The organism is Streptomyces sp. iso_384, from assembly GCF_056172905.1.
This window is the reverse complement of record NZ_JBWBTT010000001.1, coordinates 7,046,665-7,062,209: the sequence shown is the minus strand read 5'-3', so window position 1 is coordinate 7,062,209 and position 15,545 is coordinate 7,046,665. Positions and strand designations below refer to the sequence as shown.

The 15,545-nt window shown below is 72.1% G+C and carries 14 protein-coding genes and 2 pseudogenes; 8 read left to right on the top strand and 8 right to left on the bottom strand.

The genetic code is table 11. The features are described 5' to 3' along the window. Positions 1 to 11 precede the first annotated feature (11 nt). The 3 genes from AC0VY3_RS31695 (at position 12) to AC0VY3_RS31685 (ending at position 2,729) form a co-directional block, all read left to right on the top strand. Positions 12 to 1,004 carry an ABC transporter ATP-binding protein gene (locus AC0VY3_RS31695; RefSeq protein WP_475551164.1) on the top strand — a complete coding sequence of 331 codons (993 nt, stop codon included), beginning with the start codon at positions 12 to 14 and terminating at the stop codon, positions 1,002 to 1,004. Continuing rightward, on the top strand, positions 991 to 1,893 hold the full coding sequence (locus tag AC0VY3_RS31690) for an ABC transporter permease (RefSeq protein WP_475551163.1): 903 nt from the start codon (positions 991 to 993) through the stop codon (positions 1,891 to 1,893). Before AC0VY3_RS31695 ends, AC0VY3_RS31690 begins: the two co-directional genes overlap by 14 nt. Before the next feature lie 245 nt (positions 1,894 to 2,138). Then, positions 2,139 to 2,729 carry a TetR/AcrR family transcriptional regulator gene (locus AC0VY3_RS31685; RefSeq protein ID WP_103508417.1) on the top strand — a complete coding sequence of 197 codons (591 nt, stop codon included), beginning with the start codon at positions 2,139 to 2,141 and terminating at the stop codon, positions 2,727 to 2,729. Positions 2,730 to 2,733: 4 nt separating this feature from the next. On the opposite strand, the gene AC0VY3_RS31680 is transcribed toward AC0VY3_RS31685, so the two are convergent. After that, the gene (locus AC0VY3_RS31680; RefSeq protein ID WP_103508399.1) at positions 2,734 to 3,987 is read right to left on the bottom strand and encodes a serine/threonine-protein kinase; all 1,254 of its coding nucleotides are present in this window, start codon (positions 3,985 to 3,987) and stop codon (positions 2,734 to 2,736) included. Positions 3,988 to 4,234: 247 nt separating this feature from the next. Here AC0VY3_RS31680 and AC0VY3_RS31675 point away from each other — a divergent pair, with 247 nt between their 5' ends. After that, positions 4,235 to 6,421: a SpoIIE family protein phosphatase gene (locus tag AC0VY3_RS31675; protein WP_475551162.1), complete on the top strand. Its 2,187-nt coding sequence runs from the start codon at positions 4,235 to 4,237 to the stop codon at positions 6,419 to 6,421. Between the two features lie 50 nt (positions 6,422 to 6,471). Continuing rightward, positions 6,472 to 7,221: a DUF1838 family protein gene (locus AC0VY3_RS31670; protein WP_475551161.1), complete on the top strand. Its 750-nt coding sequence runs from the start codon at positions 6,472 to 6,474 to the stop codon at positions 7,219 to 7,221. A gap of 31 nt (positions 7,222 to 7,252) precedes the next feature. Here the strand turns inward: AC0VY3_RS31670 and AC0VY3_RS31665 are convergent, their stop codons facing one another. From AC0VY3_RS31665 to AC0VY3_RS31635, 7 genes and pseudogenes are all read right to left on the bottom strand, one after another. After that, the gene (locus AC0VY3_RS31665; RefSeq protein WP_475551765.1) at positions 7,253 to 8,014 is read right to left on the bottom strand and encodes a calcium-binding protein; all 762 of its coding nucleotides are present in this window, start codon (positions 8,012 to 8,014) and stop codon (positions 7,253 to 7,255) included. A gap of 179 nt (positions 8,015 to 8,193) precedes the next feature. Beyond that, positions 8,194 to 9,024, bottom strand: coding sequence for an HAD family hydrolase (locus tag AC0VY3_RS31660; protein ID WP_475551160.1), 831 nt, complete (start codon positions 9,022 to 9,024; stop codon positions 8,194 to 8,196). Positions 9,025 to 9,108: 84 nt separating this feature from the next. After that, positions 9,109 to 9,576, bottom strand: coding sequence for a MarR family transcriptional regulator (locus AC0VY3_RS31655; RefSeq protein WP_475551159.1), 468 nt, complete (start codon positions 9,574 to 9,576; stop codon positions 9,109 to 9,111). 159 nt (positions 9,577 to 9,735) lie between these two features. After that, positions 9,736 to 10,743 (bottom strand): 1-aminocyclopropane-1-carboxylate deaminase, encoded by a 1,008-nt coding sequence (locus AC0VY3_RS31650; RefSeq protein ID WP_475551158.1) that lies wholly within the window; start codon positions 10,741 to 10,743, stop codon positions 9,736 to 9,738. Positions 10,744 to 10,814: 71 nt separating this feature from the next. Next, entirely contained in the window at positions 10,815 to 11,588 is a 774-nt protein-coding gene (locus tag AC0VY3_RS31645) for a GntR family transcriptional regulator (RefSeq protein ID WP_475551157.1), read from the bottom strand. Positions 11,589 to 11,668: 80 nt separating this feature from the next. Next, positions 11,669 to 12,145 (bottom strand): annotated as a pseudogene (locus tag AC0VY3_RS31640) (hypothetical protein). Between the two features lie 6 nt (positions 12,146 to 12,151). After that, positions 12,152 to 12,376 (bottom strand): DUF397 domain-containing protein, encoded by a 225-nt coding sequence (locus tag AC0VY3_RS31635; RefSeq protein ID WP_475551156.1) that lies wholly within the window; start codon positions 12,374 to 12,376, stop codon positions 12,152 to 12,154. Positions 12,377 to 12,451: 75 nt separating this feature from the next. Here AC0VY3_RS31635 and AC0VY3_RS31630 point away from each other — a divergent pair, with 75 nt between their 5' ends. From AC0VY3_RS31630 to AC0VY3_RS31620, 3 genes and pseudogenes are all read left to right on the top strand, one after another. Further along, positions 12,452 to 12,823 (top strand): hypothetical protein, encoded by a 372-nt coding sequence (locus tag AC0VY3_RS31630; RefSeq protein WP_475551155.1) that lies wholly within the window; start codon positions 12,452 to 12,454, stop codon positions 12,821 to 12,823. Positions 12,824 to 13,020: 197 nt separating this feature from the next. Then, on the top strand, positions 13,021 to 13,899 hold the full coding sequence (locus AC0VY3_RS31625; protein WP_146065832.1) for a hypothetical protein: 879 nt from the start codon (positions 13,021 to 13,023) through the stop codon (positions 13,897 to 13,899). 456 nt (positions 13,900 to 14,355) lie between these two features. Continuing rightward, positions 14,356 to 15,260, top strand: a pseudogene (locus AC0VY3_RS31620) (transposase); the annotation flags it as partial. Between the last annotated feature and the right edge of the window lie 285 nt (positions 15,261 to 15,545).

The following is a 15,545-nucleotide window of genomic DNA, read 5'->3' as shown; positions in this document are numbered from 1 at the left end:
GTGCGACCGGGATGACGACGACAGGGGAAGTCGCCGCGGATGTGGCGGGCGTGGCGGACGGGGCAGGCGCGCCGGTCATCCGTACCCGTGGCCTGACCAAGCGCTACCGGGGCGGCCAGCTCGCCGTCGACGGCCTCGACCTGGCGGTGCCCGCCGGCAGCGTCTTCGGCTTCCTCGGCCCCAACGGCTCCGGGAAGACCACCACGATCCGGATGCTGATGGGCCTCATCGACCCGACGTCCGGCACCGCCGAGGTGCTCGGCCGCCCGATGCCGGCGGCCGCCCGTACGGTGCTGCCGGAGGTCGGCGCGCTGATCGAGGGGCCCGCGCTGTACGGCTTCCTGAACGGCCGCGACAACCTCCTGCGGTACGACCGGGCCGACCCGACCGCCGACCCGCGCACCCACCGGGCCCGCGTCGACGAGGCCCTGCAACGGGTCGGGCTCGCCGCCGCCTCCGGCAAGAAGGCCAAGGCGTACTCGCTCGGCATGAAACAGCGCCTCGGCCTGGCCGCCGCCCTGCTCCGGCCGCGCCGGCTGCTGGTCCTGGACGAGCCGACCAACGGCCTCGACCCGCAGGGCATGCGGGAGATCCGCGCCCTGGTCCGGGAGCTGGCGGCCGAGGGCACCACGGTGTTCCTCTCCTCCCACCTGCTGGACGAGATCGAGCAGGTCTGCACGCACGCCGCGGTGATGGCCCGGGGCCGGCTGATCGTCCAGGGCCCGGTCGCCGACCTCGCGGCGGGCGCCCGGGGCCGGCTCGCCGTCACCACCCCGGACCCCGGGGACGCCGCCCGCATCCTCCGGGAACACGGGCTCACCGGTCTGAGCACCGACGGCGACCGGCTCACCGCCGACGCTCCGCCCGCCGCCGTGGACCTCGCCGACCTCAACGCGGCGCTGGTGACCGGCGGGGTGCGGGTGCGGTTCTTCGGCGTCGAGCGGGGTTCGCTGGAGGACGCCTTCGTCGCACTCACAGGAGAGGGATTCGATGTCGCAGGCTGAGAAGGCCACACCTCCGGGGAGCGCCGGGCTCCGCACCCGTAACCCACTGTGGACGCTGGGTCTCCTCCGCTCCGAGATCACCACGCTGCTCCGCCGCCACCGCACCTTCGCCCTCCTCGGCGTGCTCGCCGCCGTACCCGTCCTCATCGGGATCGCGGTCCGGATCGAGACGGGCGGCGGCGGTGGCGGCGGTGCGGGCGGTCCGGACGGCGGGGCGGGGCCGGCGTTCCTCGCCCAGGTCACCAACAACGGCCTCTTCCTCGTCTTCGCCGCCCTCGCCGCGACCCTGCCGGTCTTCCTGCCGATGGCCGTCGGCGTGGTGGCGGGCGACGCCGTCGCGGGCGAGGCGAGCAGCGGCACCCTGCGCTATCTGCTGGTGGCCCCGGCGGGCCGGACCCGGCTGCTGCTCGTGAAGTACGCCTCCGTCCTCGTCTTCTGCCTGGTCGCGACCCTGGTCGTGGCGGCGTCGGCGCTGGCGGTGGGCGCGCTGCTGTTCCCGGTGGGGGAGGTCACCACGATCTCCGGGACCCGGATCGGCTTCGGCGAAGGGCTCGTCCGGGCGGCGCTGACGGCACTGGTCGTCGCGGTGTCCCTGACCGGGTTCGCCGCGCTCGGGCTGTTCGTCTCGACGCTGACCGGCAGCGGGATCGGGGCGATGGCGGCCACGGTCGGGCTGCTGATCACGGTGCAGATCCTGGACAGCATCCCGCAGCTGAGCGGCGCGCATCCGTATCTGTTCTCGCACTACTGGATGTCCTTCGCGGACGTCCTGCGCGAACCCGTCCACTGGGACGACCTGATCAAGAACTTCCAGCTGCAGGGGCTGTACGTCGCGGTGTTCGGCTCGGCGGCCTGGGCCCGCTTCACGGCCAAGGACATCACGGCCTGAGAGGTCTTGGGGCCTGCCGGAAGGGAACGCAAGGGGCCTGGCCGGATCGGATCGGCGGAGGCCGCACGCGCCGTCGGCCGGGCGAGCCGTCCCCCGATCGGCTCGTCGCGGCACGAACGGCACGAACGGTGCGGACAACGGGGAACGACACGACACGGTACGTTCCGTTTCCGCCTGGGTATTGTTCGGCCTTTGGCGACGAGATGTCAACAAGAGATTGGCTGGAACCCCCCTATGCTCACCGAATGATCACATCGCCGAGCAGCGTGCGACGCAGCGAACGATCACGCCGCGCGATCCTGCGGTCCGCTCTCGACCTCTGTACGGAGCGGGGATACGGGCACGTCACGATAGAGGCCATCGCCGCCGAAGCCGGGGTCAGCAAGAAGACGATCTACCGCTGGTGGCCGTCGAAGGGCGCGGTGCTGCTGGAGGCGTTCACGGACGCCCTGATCGACGCCACCCCGTTCGTGGACACCGGCGACATCGGCGCCGACCTGCGCACCCATGTCGCCGGCGCGGTGAACCTGCTCTCGGTTCCGCCGTTCGGCCCGGCCTACGCGGGCATCCTCTCCGAGCTGCACCACGACGAACTCCTGGCCCAGCAGCTGCGGGAACAGCTGGTCGACCCGCGCGTCGAGGAGGCGATCGGCCGGCTGCGCAGCGCCCAGGAGCAGGGCCAGATCCCGCCCGGCGCGGACCTCCCGCTGGCCGTCGAGATGCTGTACGGCCCCGTCTACTACCGCCACGTCCTGCGCAAACCCGTCCAGGACGAGGCGACGATCGCCACCCTCGTGGACCACGTACTGCGCTCGCTGCGCGCGCCGGGGTACTGAGGCGCTACAGGAAGCACTCCAGGATCAGCGGCAGGTCCTGCAGCCACTCCTGCAGGCGGCCCCGTCTGCGGGCGGCGACGAGACACGGGTGCGCCGTGCCGCGGTGCAGGTGGACGACGACCCCGAGATGCTTGGGGCCCTCGGCCGCATACGTCACGGTGCGGATCTCGGCCCAGGTGTAGTGCGTCTCCGCGCCCTCCGGGCCCAGCGTGATGCCCGTCGCGTCGATCAGGAGGGAGCTTCCCGGGCCGACGGCCACGAACGAGATGTCGGTGTCGGCGTCCGGTGCGCCGCCCGCCGCCACGGGCCGGGTCGGGGCCTGGTGCGGCAGGGCGGAGTGGGGCGGGGCCCGGTGCGGCAGCGGGGTGTTGGACGGTGCGTACGAGGGCGGCGGCGGGGCCACCGCCACGGTGGGGGAGTACGGAGAGTGCGGCGCGGCGGGCGAAGCGGCCGAGCCGTCCGGTACGAACAGGTCCAGCAGGCCCGTCGGCGTGGGCCGCTGTTCCGGCTCCTTGGCCAGACACGCGGCCAGGACCGGCCGCAGGCCTTCCGGCACGGGGGCCAGGTCCGGCGGCTCGTGCACCGACCGGTACATCATGCCCATCGGCGTGCCCGCCCCGAACGCGCTGCCGCCCGCCGCCGCGACGAGCACCGCGCCCAGCGCGAACACATCGGCCGCGCCGCTGATGTCCTGCCCCTGGGCCTGCTCGGGCGCCAGGAATCCCGGCGTCCCGAACGCCATGCCGGTGGCGGTCAGCCGGGTCGACTCCAGGGCCCTGGCGATGCCGAAGTCCAGGACCCGGGGACCGTCCGGGGCCATGATGATGTTGCCGGGCTTCAGATCGCGGTGCACCAGCCCGCAGCCGTGGATCGCCGCCAGCGCCTCGGCCAGCGCCGCGCCGAGCTGCCGCAGCCGCGTCTCGTCCATCGGTCCCTCGGCCTCCACCAGAGCGGCGAGCGTGGGCCCGGGAACGTACGCCGTGGCCAGCCAGGGCGCCGCCGCCTCCGGGTCCGCGTCCACCACGGGAGCCGTGTGGAAGCCGCCCACGCTGCGCGCGGCCGCGACCTCGGCCCGGAACCGCTCCCGGAAGTGCGGGTCGCTCGCGAGCTCCGGCCGGGCCACCTTCACCGCGACCGCCCGCCCGCCGCGCGAACGCGCCAGATAGACGGTGCCCATCCCGCCGGCGCCCAACTCCCGCTCCACGGCGTACCCGCCGATACGTTCCGGCAGCCCGCCGCCGTCCGTCCCGTGCTCCATGCGCTGAACGCCCCCCTGTGATCCGGCGGTTCAGTATGCCGCAGGCCTTTGACGGCCGCTGACAGCCACTGACGGCATCGGCGGAGGTCGGTGTTCGACGGCTGAAGATCGCCGCGGCGTGAGGGCAGGCCCGCTCGCCTCTGTCGGCCGTCCACCGGTGGCCGGGCCCCGGGAACCGGGTGATGCTGGACCGGCGCGCGCCGGCTCCGGTGCTCCGGCGCGCCGGAGCCGGAGGGCGGGTGGAGTCGTGTCGGACGCCGAGACCCCGGCCGGGCCCGAAGGGCCACCGGGTGGGCCGGACCGGGCGGGCGGGGCAGGCCGGGCGGATCAGCTGGACCGGCTGGACGAGGCGGTGCTGGCCACGCTGTTCGCCCAGTCCGCCGTAGGTCTGGGCGTCCTCGACCCGCAGCTCCGGCTCGTCCGCGCCAACTCGCTCGTCGAGGGCGTCGACACCGGTGAGTACGCCGGGCAGCGGTTTCGCGAGGTCTTCCGGCTCGACGACCCCGACGCGTGCGAGCAGCTCCTGACGCGGGTGATCGCCGGTGAGGGGCCGATGCGCGACCACCTCGTACGGGGGCGGCTGCGGCGGATCGCCGGCGGTCGGACCTTCCTCGTCTCCGCCTACCGGCTGGACGGCCCCGGCGGTGCGCCCCTCGGCCTGCTGACCGCGGTCGTCGACGTCACCGAGCGGGAGCGGGCCCGCGCCCGGGAGAGCACGCTCGCCGCCGTGCGGGACGCGGTCGGCGGCGCCCTCGACGTCGCCGCCACCTGCCGCGCCTTCTCCGACGCCCTGGCGCCCGGTTTCGCCGACCTGGCCGTCATCGAGGTGGTGGACGAGGTCCTGCGCGGCGCCGAGCCGCCGGTGGGCCCGCTGCCGCCCGACACCCCGCTGTGCCGTGCGGCGAGCGGCCGGTGCGATGCGGTGCGGGACGCGGCGGAGGCCGGGAGCGGACCCGCCGGGGCCCGGCGGTCCCGGACCGGGATGACCCGCCGCCTCCCCGCCCGTACGCCGTACGCGCTCGCCGTCACCGATCTGCGGCCCCGGCTCGTCACGATCGGCCCCGACACCCCGTGGCTGGACACCGACCCGGACGGGGCGGGCGCCGTCGCACAGGCCGGTGCGCACTCCCTGATCGTCGTGCCGCTCACGCTGCGCGGCGCGGTCCTCGGGCTGGTCAGCCTCTACCGCTGCGCGGCGGCCGAGCCCTTCGACGAGGACGACGTCACCCTCGCCACCTCGGCGGCCACCCGCGCGGCGCTCGCCGTCGACAACGCCCGCCGCTACGAACGCGAGCACGTCATCGCCTCGACCGTCCAGCGGCGGCTGCTCCCGCAGGCCGAACGGCAGCAGGCGGCCGTCGAGACCGCGCACGTCCTGCTGCCCGGCCGGGACAGCGGCCGCTGGTTCGACGCCATCGCCCTGTCCGGCGGCCGTACCGCGCTCGTCGTGGGCGGCGTCGCGGGCGAGGGCCTCCAGTCGGCCATCGCCATGGGCCAGTTGCGTACGGTGATCCAGGCGCTGGCGGGTCTCGACCTGGAGCCGGAGGAGGTCCTCGCCCGGCTCAAGGACACCGCCGACCGCCTCGCCGGCGAGCGCGCCGCCCTGCCCCGGGACGACTCGCTCCACGGCGAACCTCTGAGCGCGGGCTGCGTGTACGGGGTCTACGACCCGTTCACCCGCACCTGCACCATCGCCCGTGCCGGGCACCCCGCGCCGCTGATCGTCGGCCCCGACGGGCGGACGGTCGACCTCGACGTACCGGAAGGGCCCGGACTCTTCTCCGCCGACAGCGCCCTCTTCGCCCCCGCCACCGTCACCCTGGAGGAGGGCAGCCTGCTCGCGTTCTGCACCGCCGAACTGCTCGTCGGCGACCGGGCCGTCGAACGCATCACGCAGACCCTCGCCCGGCCGGGCCGCAGCCTGAGGCAACTGGGCGACGACATCGTGTACGCGCTGCCGGACGACACCCGCTCCGCCGGTGCGGCCCTGCTTCTGGCCCGTACGGGTACGGTCTCCGAACACCGGGTCGCCACCTGGGACCTGGAGCAGGACCGCGCGACGCCCGCCACCGCCCGTGTGCTCGTCCGCGACCGGCTCCAGGGCTGGGGCCTGGACGAGGACACCGTCGACGCGACCGAGCTGATCGTCAGCGAGCTCGTCACCAACGCCGTCCGCTACGGCACCCCGCCGCTGCGGCTGCGCCTCCTGCTGGACTCCACGCTCACCTGCGAGGTCCACGACGGCTCCACGGCCGCCCCGCACCTGCGGCACGCCCGGACCGTCGACGAGGGCGGCCGGGGCCTGTTCATCGTCTCCCGTCTCGCCTCGCACTGGGGCGCCCGGCACGGGCCGGACGGCAAGGTGCTGTGGACCGAACAGGAGCTGTCGGGCGACGATTTCGCGCCGCCCCGGCCACCGTCACCGCCGGTTTGAGTGCGTGCGTTCGGGCATGTCGGCCGCGCCGATCGAGCAGAGTGGTCCGTATGACGACACCCGCGGAGCTGCTTCGCTCCTTCGCCCGCACCCGTGCCTCCCTCGATGGCGAGGAGGTGACGTACTGGTGGTCCGGAGATGTGTACTCCTGGGCCCCCGACGAGCCCTACCAGCGCGTCTTCGGCTTCGAGGGCCTCAATGTCTCGCGCCTGGTCCAGGACGTGGAGGCCGGGCCCGACGCGTATCGACTGCTCACCCGTGAGGCCGCGTTCTACCTGGATCCGGTCAGCCGCGAGATCCTGGAGACCTGGCAGGACCTGCCGGTGGTGCACGTCTGGAACGACCCGGCGAACCAGAAGTGGCGCCCCTTCCCGATCCCGACGACCGACCTCGGGGACCAGGTCTGCTTCAGCCTGGAGATCCCGCTCGCCTACCCGTCCCCGCTGCCGGTGGCCGAGTATCCGGTGCACTCTGCGGGGGACACGTACAAGGCCCTGGAGCTCTTCCAGTTCTTCGCGGACCGCGCCGATCTGGCGGGGGCGGCGCCCAGCGTTCCGGCCACCATGTCGTGGAGCCGGATGTCGCCGTGGCTGCCCTGGATGGCCCGGGGGCAGCGGCCCGGCGGTCTCACCTTCCACTGCCGGGGCCGCAAGCTCGGCGCGTACACCGAGGTGCCCGAGCGCACCCGCGCCTACATCGCCGACCGCCACCCGGAGTTCGCCCACGCCCCGGAGAAGTGGAGCGAGCCGAACGAGACCAGCTGGACGTACTTCCGCAAGCTCAACCCGCCCCAGGGATAGCGGGTGTTCGGAGAGGCGTTCGAGGGAGCGTTCAGGGGAGTGTGATGTTCCGGCCCGGGCCGCCCTCGACCGTGTCCTTCCCGGGGCCGCCGACGATCAGGTCGTTTCCGTCCTCGCCGTGCAGCATGTCGTCGCCGGAACCGCCGAACAGGAGGTCGTCGCCGTCCCCGCCCATGACGTGGTCGTCGCCCGGGCCCGCGTACACGACGTCGTCGCCGTCGTACGCCTCGATCATGTCGTCGCCCCGGCCGCCCCACAGCCACTGGTCGCCGTCGACGGCCATCAGGTGATCGTTGCCGTCGCCGCCGTCGAGGACGACGCGTCCCATGACCATGTCGTCGCCCTCGTCGCCCCGCACGGTGTGCGCGGTGTGGGCGTGCAGCATGTCGTCGCCGGGGCCGCCGCTGACGGTGGCGACGCCCGGGTCGCTGGTGGCGATCTCGTCGTCGCCGTCGCCGAGGAAGGCGTCGATCCGGTCCGGCCGGGCGCTGTCGGTGGGCAGTTCGCAGACGACGTATGTCTCGTCACCCGGGGTGAGGTACGTGCAGTGGTCGCCGGGCAGGAGTGGCACCGCGTCGCGGAAGCCGATGCGCCGGACCCCGTCGCCCTGGTCCATCGGGACCACGTGGAGGTCGTTGACCTGGCCCGGGGCGGCGGTGAAGGTGATGGACCGCTTGGCCCAGTCGGCGCTGACGCGGGCCTTGCCTTCGGCGGAGGCGGAGGCGGCAGCGGGGGCCGCGACTGCCGGGGACGCGGCGAGGCCGGTGGCGAGCAGGGCCACGACGGCCGACATCATCTTGCGCTTCACGACAGCTCCTCGGTGGGTCCGTGGTTCCGTGGGGGTCTCCCGCCCGCCGCCCACACCGAGCGGCGGGGCAGGTGCATGTCAAGCGGTCCGGGTGGCGGTGGGGTCGCCACGTCGGCGACCGCAGCCTACCCGTCTTGGTCTAGACCAAACCGGGCTCCGTTACGTCACTCGGGGCCCGGTGCGCCCTCGACGCCGAACAGTCGCTCCAGGACCACCGCGACCCCGTCCTCCGCGTTCGACAGGGTCACCTCGTCGGCCGCCGCGCGCAGCTCCGGATGCGCGTTGCCCATGGCCACCCGGTGGCCCGAACCGGCGAACATCGGCAGGTCGTTGGGCATGTCGCCGAACGCGATCGTCCGCTCGGCCCCGATCTCCAGCAGCTCGGCGGCCAGCGCCAGCCCCGTGCCCTTGTCCACCCCGCGCGGGGCCAGCTCCACCGTGCCGGGCCCCGCCATCGTCACCGTCGCCAGCTCGCCCACGGCGGCGCGCGCGGCGGCGGTCAGCTCGTCGTCGCCCAGCTCCGGGTGGCGCACCAGCACCTTGATCACGGGCCGCGCCCACAACGCGGCGCGGGAGCCGACGCGTCGGGCGGGAAGCGTCGGGTTCGGCATCCGGTACCCGGCCTCGATCAGGGTCACCCCGTCCACGCCGTCCTGGTCCACGGCGGCGAACACCGCCCCGACCTCCGCCTCGATCTTGCCGAGCGCGGTGTCGGCGGCCTCGCGGTCCAGGGTGGCGGACCGCAGCAGCCGCCCGCTCCCGGCCTCGTACAGCTGGGTGCCCTGCCCGCAGACGACGAGCCCGGTGTACGCGAGGTCCGCGAGCAGCGCCCGTATCCCGGGGACGGGCCGCCCGGTGACGATCAGATGCCGGGCGCCCGCGGCGGCGGCGCGGGCGAGTGCTGCGCGGGACCGGGTGCTCACGGTGTCGTCCGGGCGGAGCAGGGTGCCGTCCAGGTCCGTGGCTATGAGGGCATATGCGGGGGGCGTGGGCATGGGCCATAGCCTAGGAGCCCCCGGACGGCCGCTTGCCCGCCAGGGGCGGATCGGCTACGAGGATCGGCCGGGCGGGGGCCGCTGTCAGGCGGCCGTCCCGCCGGCGTTGCGGATGAGCCGCTGCAGCACCTTCACCGTGGTGACGTAGTCCGCGTCGGAGATGCCCTCGTGGAGCGCGGCGCGGATCGCGGGTGCGTTGCGTGCGAGATCGACCCGTGCCTGTTCCCCCGCCTCCGTGAGCCACAGCCTGCCGTCCGTGTCCCGGTTCAGCCGGCCCTGCTCCACGAGCGCCTCGGCCTCGACCGCCAGGTCGTCCTCGGGCCGGATGTACGTGGCCATGGCCTGCTGGAGCTCGGGGAGGGCCATCCCTTCGCCGTCGGGCGAGATGTCGTTCGCCGACAGATGGCGCAGAAGCCAGAACTGGGGCTGGGTGTAGCCCTTCTCGGCCTGCCGGTCGCGGGTGTACGTGATCAGTGCCTCGTAGGCGACGCCGGTCCAGTAGGCGGCGGGCTGTCCGGCGAGTTCGGCGTCGGAAAGCTGGTGCGCGGTCATGACGTCTTCTCCCTCATGTGCTTCGGGGGCCTTGTGGTGGCCTCGCGGCAACCGTAGAACCTCAAGCATTGTTGAGGGCAAGAGGATCGTCTTGCCCGGCCGGCGGGGGGCCGTGTCGGCCCGGTCCCGCGCCCGCCCGGCCCAAGCCCGGCGCGGGCGTCAGGCGAAGATCCCGCTGTAGGCGTTCAGGGCCGGCTGGCCGCCGAGGTGGGCGTACAGGACGTTGGAGTCCGCGGGGATCTCGCCGCCGCGCACCAGGTCGATGAGTCCGGCCATGGATTTGCCCTCGTAGACCGGGTCGATGATCATCCCTTCGAGCCGGCCGGTGAGTTTGATGGCGTCCACCGTGGACGGCACGGGTACGCCGTAGAGTTCGCCGGCCCAGCCTTCCAGGACGGTGATCTCGTCGTCCTTCAGATCCCTGCCGAGGCCGATGAGTCCGGCGGTGGCACGGGCGATCCTCGCCACCTGGTCACGGGTCTCGGCGAGCTTCGCCGACGCGTCGATGCCCAGGACCCGCCGCGGCCGGTCCTGGCCCGCGAACCCGGCGATCATGCCTGCCTGGGTGCTTCCGGTGACGCTGCACACCACGACGGTGTCGAAGAACACGCCCAACTCCTCCTCCTGCCGCTGCACTTCGCGCGCCCAGTTCGCGAAGCCGAGGCCGCCGAGGGGATGGTCGGATCCGCCGGCCGGAATGGCGTACGGGGTGCCGCCCGCGGCCCGTACGTCGTCCAGGGCCTGACGCCAGCTGTCCTTGACGCCGATGCCGAAGCCCGCCTGCACCAGGCGCACGTCCGCGCCCATGATGCGGGACAGCAGGATGTTGCCGACCTTGTCGTTGACCGCGTCGGGCCAGTCCACCCAGCTCTCCTGGATCAGGACCGCCTTCAGGCCGGCGCGGGCGGCCACGGCCGCCACCTGCCGGGTGTGGTTGGACTGCACGCCGCCGATGCTGACGAGCGTGTCCGCGCCCTGCCGGAGGGCGTCGGGAAGCAGGTACTCCAGCTTGCGGGTCTTGTTGCCGCCGTAGGCGAGACCGGCGTTGCAGTCCTCCCGCTTGGCCCAGATGCGCGCACCGCCGAGATGCTCGCTGAGCCGGTCCAGCGGATGCACCGGGCTGGGGCCGAACAGCAGGGGGTAACGCTCGAAGTCGTCCAGGGACATCGCGGGCTCCTCGTGGGCGTGGGCGTGGATGGTCCGGCGCGGCCCGGCGACGGGCCGTGTGGCACGGGCGTTCAGGAGACTTCGGGTGCGTTGCTCGGCGATCCGCCGCCGGTCCTCGATCCGCCGGGCCGCGGAGTGCCGGTCCCCGGCCCGCCGGGTTCCCCGGTGGCGGCCCCCGCTCCGGCCTCCGGCCAGGCGTCGAGCAGCGGCAGCAGCGTCTGCCAGTTCGCCCTGGTCGCGGCCACCGCGCCCTCGACGTCCCCGGCCGCGCACAGCGCGATGATCCGGTCGTGCTGGGCGACCGACCCGCGCCCGCTCAGCGAGGAGAAGCGCAGCCGCTCCAGGCGTCGCAGTACGGGCGTGAACTGGTCGAGAACGGTGGCGACGGCCGCGTTGGCGCAGGCGGTCACGGCGACGCGGTGGAACGCGTCGTCGGCCTCCAGCGCCCCGTCCGCGTCGTTGCGCCGCAGGGCGTCGGCGAAGCGCGCGTTCGCCTCGCGCATCGCGTCGAGCTCCACCGCGCCCAGCTGCGGGACCGCCTCGCGCACGGCGAGTTCGTGCATGGCGGAGGTGACCGACTGCGCGGCCCGGACGGCGCGCACGTCGAGCGGGCTCACGAGGGTGTGGCGACCGGGCTTCGTCTGCACGAGCCCCGCCTGCTCCAGCCGCGCCAGAGCCTCACGCACCGGCGTGCGGCTGACCCCGAGCCACTCGGCCAGGTCACCGTCGTTGAGACGCTCGCCGGGCGCGAGCGTGCCGTCGACGATGGCGTCACGGATGGCCCGGTAGGCGCTCTCACGGAGGAGCGAACGGGAGACGAGACCTCGGTTCTGCGGGACTGGCATGCAATATATTGCATGCCGCGTGAGGGCTGGCTGTCAAGGGCGGTGAGCACCCCGTCGTGCGTCGGCGTGCGCGGCGCGGGTCACGGCCCGTCCCGCCTCTGCGGGCAGGGCAGTTCGGGTGTGCTGCGGTTCGGGGAGCAGGTCACCAGGGCGACGGAGTGGAAGACCGTGCCGCTGAGGTAGTGGCCGAGGGAGACGTCTCCGCCCCACGCGAGCCGTTCGACCGCCGCCCTGGCGAGCAGGACCAGCCTGGTCGCCTCCCGGTCCTGTGCGGAGGCGAACCGGGGCGCGAACTCAGTGAGTTGCCGCCCCAGCTACGCGCCGGCCTCCTTGGGGTCATCCCAGGTGCCCCGAATCATCGAGGCCGGTTTCACGAGCCAGTGTGCCGTCTGGATCGGCGGTACGTCGGAGCCCGGGAACACGGCTACCGCCTCCCGGTACCGCTCGTGCATGTCCTGCTCACTGCTCGCCGTCGGTGCCTGGCCCTGGGGCCTGCGGATGCTCTCCTTGTCGAACGTCCGCTTCTCCCCGAGCCAGGCGTAACCGTGGTGGTGCACGGCGGCTCAGGCGGAGAGGTCGAAGCGGACGGGGTCGATGCCCGCCGCGTCCAGCTCGGCCGTCGTGAACCGCAACGGCTCGGCGTCGGGGCGCTTGCTGTCGCCCAGGGCCCAGGCGTCCGGCCCGATCCGCGCGAGAGTGACGCACGATTCGCCGTCGGGGTGGGTGTTGCCGCCGCAGGCCTTGAAGAACGTGACTTCTTCGATGGGGAGGTCGTACAAGTCGGTCATTGCTCGTGCCTTTCCCGGTCCGTGGCGGCCCCGAGGGGGCCGTCGACTGGTCGCATCGGCAGCAATGGTGTCCGAATGAGGACTCGTTCCCCAGCCGGTTTCCTGCTCGCGCAAGAACTCGTCCCGGATTCTTTCGAGCAGAGCTCGCATGTCGTCGCCGGAAAGGGCGAATCTGCTGAACGCATCGAACTTTCTGATGTACTGAGAAACGTCCCTCGGGTCCGTTCCGTCACCACTGAGGGGTTTCCATCCTGGCTGGTGGTTGTGATCGCTCATGGTGTGATGCTGGGGCATCACTGCCGGTCAGACATGCGAGGTTCGCTGCTGTTGCGACATGGCCGGCGCAGGCCGTACCTGAGCGATCTCACCGATGAGCAGCGGGGATTCATCGAACCCGTGATCACGGGGGGCACCCGCACCGAACTGGATGATCGTTTCAGCGGGTGAATTCGTTAGGCCATGTGAGTGAGTGGGCGGTGATTCCGGTTCAACTGTCCCTGGCGTGAGGACTACAAACCCCTGTGCGGCCCTTACTCGGGGCTGTAATTCACCGTCAGATTCCGTGAGCCGCTCCCGAACCCACTCCCTGGGACAGGGCTGCGGCATGCGCTCTGTCCTCCTTTCGATGCCAGGAACGGTTCAGCATGAAGCTCACAACTCCTTGGCGGTTGTTCGCCACGGCCACAATCGCACTCGCCACCGTGGCGGGCGTCACGACGCCGGGGCAGGCGGAACCCGCAAAACCCGCGCAAGCGGCTGCCCCTGCGGCTGCGGTCCTTCCCGGCTATCAGGTGATCCACGGCGGGCCCGCCACAGTGGACAACTTCGCCCGGATGTATATGGCCTGCCCGTCGGGCAAGGTCGTCGTAGGCGGCGGTGGCGAGGCCCAGGGTGCCGACGGTGTACTCGTCGGCAGCTTCCCCAGCCATGTCGGCGGCACCTACCGGTGGAACATCGTGGCACGACAGGAGAACCAGAGCCAGGTGACCGTCACCGGGCACATCATCTGCGTCGACAGCACCGCCCTGCCCGGCTACCAACTCGTCAACCTGCCCAACGCCAATGTGTCCAACGGAGGTTCACGCGAGGTCTCCTGCCCGTCCGGGAAGGTAGTGGTGGGCGGCGGAGCGGAGGCCCGAGGTGCCAGCGCGACGCTCCGCTTCAGCATGCCCATCCCCGCCAAGAAGGTCCCGTACTACTCATGGACGGCGAGCGGTCAGTCGCTCGCCGAGGAAACGGTCGGCATCACTGTCGACGCGATCTGCGCGGACCCCATGGCCGGATACGAGATCATCGAAGCGCCTGTGACGGAAGCCCCCAACCCCAACCGGGTCACCGTGACCTGCCCCCAGGGGAAGGCCATCCTCGGCGGAGGCCCCGGCGGCTACAACAGCGCCGTCGTCAGCGCCAGTCGTCCCGAGTTCATCGACTCCGCCCACGGCTATCGTTGGGCAACGTCCGTCCGCGAGCCTTCCCGCTCGACCGCCATCAGCAGCGCCAGCGCGATCTGCGCGAACGCCTGACCCTGCTCGTCCCTGCCTCCGGACACCCGGGACCCCGGGTGTCCGGGTGTCCGGAGGCAGGTCGCGGCACCTCCCTGAGAGTGCGGTACGTGAGCTTCTGGCCGGCTTGTGATCGCTCGTTGGTGTGACGTTGGGGTATCGCGGCCGGTCAGGCGTTCGGGGTTCGTTTGGGTCGCGGCATGAGCATGCGCAGACCGTACTTCGGTGACATCTCCGACCAGCAGTGACTCCTGGCCTCGCGCTTTCACGAAGTGGGCTGTCCAGCAGGTGATCGAGACAGCAGAAAGTGCCTCTGACCAGCGAGAACGAGGATTGTCTAGGCCCTTGTTCCCGCCCCTGTCGGAGGCACTTTCCAGGTGAAGAAGCGTATCGGGTCGTACCCGCGTGTCCGCGTTGAGGGTGGCGGTCGCGGGGTGGTCCCGCAGGCCGGGGCGGTGCTGCTGGTAGAGACGGTCCGCCCTGGCCGCGATACGAGCCGCTCGGGCAGAGGCCCGCGAGCGCGTCTGGAATCTGGCCAAGAGCGCGGCTCCGGACGCCTCAGGGCAGGTGATCGTGGACCTGGACGGGGTGCTCGTGCTGGCCCACTCCGACAGCAGGACGCCGCCGCCACCTGGAAGAAGACCTTCGGGCACCACCCTCTGATGGCCTTCGTCGATCACGGAAGCGGCGGGTCCGGGGAGCCGGTGGCCGGCTTGCTCAGGCCGGGAAACGCTGGCAGCAACACTGCCGCCGACCACATCACCGCAGCCCGACTCGCTATCGACGCCATCCACCAGGCCACCTTGAAGGTCCCGCCCGCCGCGTGGACACCCGCCGTCGAACCGGAAGGTGAGATCCGGGACGGGGCCTGGGTCGCCGAGATCACCGGCTACTGCCTCAAGGGCTGGCCGAAGAGGATGCGGCTGATCGTCCGCAAGGAACGGCCCCACCACGGAGCCCAGTTGCGGATCACCGACGCTGACGGACTGCGTCTGACCTGCTTCGCCACCAACACCACCGACATGGCGATCGCGGCACTGGAGCTGCGGCGCCGCCAGCGAGCAGGGGCCGAGGATCGCATCCGGGCCGCGCGGGCCACCGGCCTGCGCAACCTGCCCCTGCACGACACCGCCCAGAACCAGATCTGGCTGGAGAACGTCCAGCTCGCTCTCGACCTGCTGGCCTGGATGCCCATGCTCGCTTTGACCGGCAAAACTCGCAGGTGGGAGCCCCGCCGTCTCCGGATCCGCCTCTTCTCCGCCGCAGCCCAGATCGTCACCACCGCCCGCCGCCGGCACCTGAGATTCGCACGCCACTGGCCCTGGACCGACGTGATCACCGACGCCCTGGCACGGCTCGAAGTACTCCCGAACCCCGGCTGACCAGCGCGTTCCCGTCCCTGCAACCAGCACCACCCGACCGGAGCCGTGGAACCCGGCGCCCACCCGACGCGACAGCGGGGCCATCAGCGTGCCCACCGCCGAACCGAACAACCGAAACAGCCCGCCGAAGAAACCGACGGACCGTCATGAAAATCGAGGTCAGGCACTGATCTGGTCTCCGAACGCTTTTGCGGATCAGTTCCATGGCGATCTCGACGAGGGTTTCGTGAGCCGGAATCGTCAGCCCATGGCCGGTGGTGATGTTTCTCCCGATGGTTCCGGTCT

Coding starts and splice junctions, on each gene's coding strand:
- AC0VY3_RS31665 (WP_475551765.1), bottom strand. CDS start 8,014: ATGTCGGCCGTCGTGGCCCTGCTCGCCACCGGCCTCGCCGCGTCCCCG.
- AC0VY3_RS31660 (WP_475551160.1), bottom strand. CDS start 9,024: ATGCCCACGCCCCCCGCATATGCCCTCATAGCCACGGACCTGGACGGC.
- AC0VY3_RS31690 (WP_475551163.1), top strand. CDS start 991: ATGTCGCAGGCTGAGAAGGCCACACCTCCGGGGAGCGCCGGGCTCCGC.
- AC0VY3_RS31625 (WP_146065832.1), top strand. CDS start 13,021: ATGAAGCTCACAACTCCTTGGCGGTTGTTCGCCACGGCCACAATCGCA.
- AC0VY3_RS31645 (WP_475551157.1), bottom strand. CDS start 11,588: ATGCCAGTCCCGCAGAACCGAGGTCTCGTCTCCCGTTCGCTCCTCCGT.
- AC0VY3_RS31635 (WP_475551156.1), bottom strand. CDS start 12,376: ATGACCGACTTGTACGACCTCCCCATCGAAGAAGTCACGTTCTTCAAG.
- AC0VY3_RS31655 (WP_475551159.1), bottom strand. CDS start 9,576: ATGACCGCGCACCAGCTTTCCGACGCCGAACTCGCCGGACAGCCCGCC.
- AC0VY3_RS31680 (WP_103508399.1), bottom strand. CDS start 3,987: ATGGAGCACGGGACGGACGGCGGCGGGCTGCCGGAACGTATCGGCGGG.
- AC0VY3_RS31685 (WP_103508417.1), top strand. CDS start 2,139: ATGATCACATCGCCGAGCAGCGTGCGACGCAGCGAACGATCACGCCGC.
- AC0VY3_RS31650 (WP_475551158.1), bottom strand. CDS start 10,743: ATGTCCCTGGACGACTTCGAGCGTTACCCCCTGCTGTTCGGCCCCAGC.
- AC0VY3_RS31670 (WP_475551161.1), top strand. CDS start 6,472: ATGACGACACCCGCGGAGCTGCTTCGCTCCTTCGCCCGCACCCGTGCC.
- AC0VY3_RS31695 (WP_475551164.1), top strand. CDS start 12: ATGACGACGACAGGGGAAGTCGCCGCGGATGTGGCGGGCGTGGCGGAC.
- AC0VY3_RS31630 (WP_475551155.1), top strand. CDS start 12,452: ATGAGGACTCGTTCCCCAGCCGGTTTCCTGCTCGCGCAAGAACTCGTC.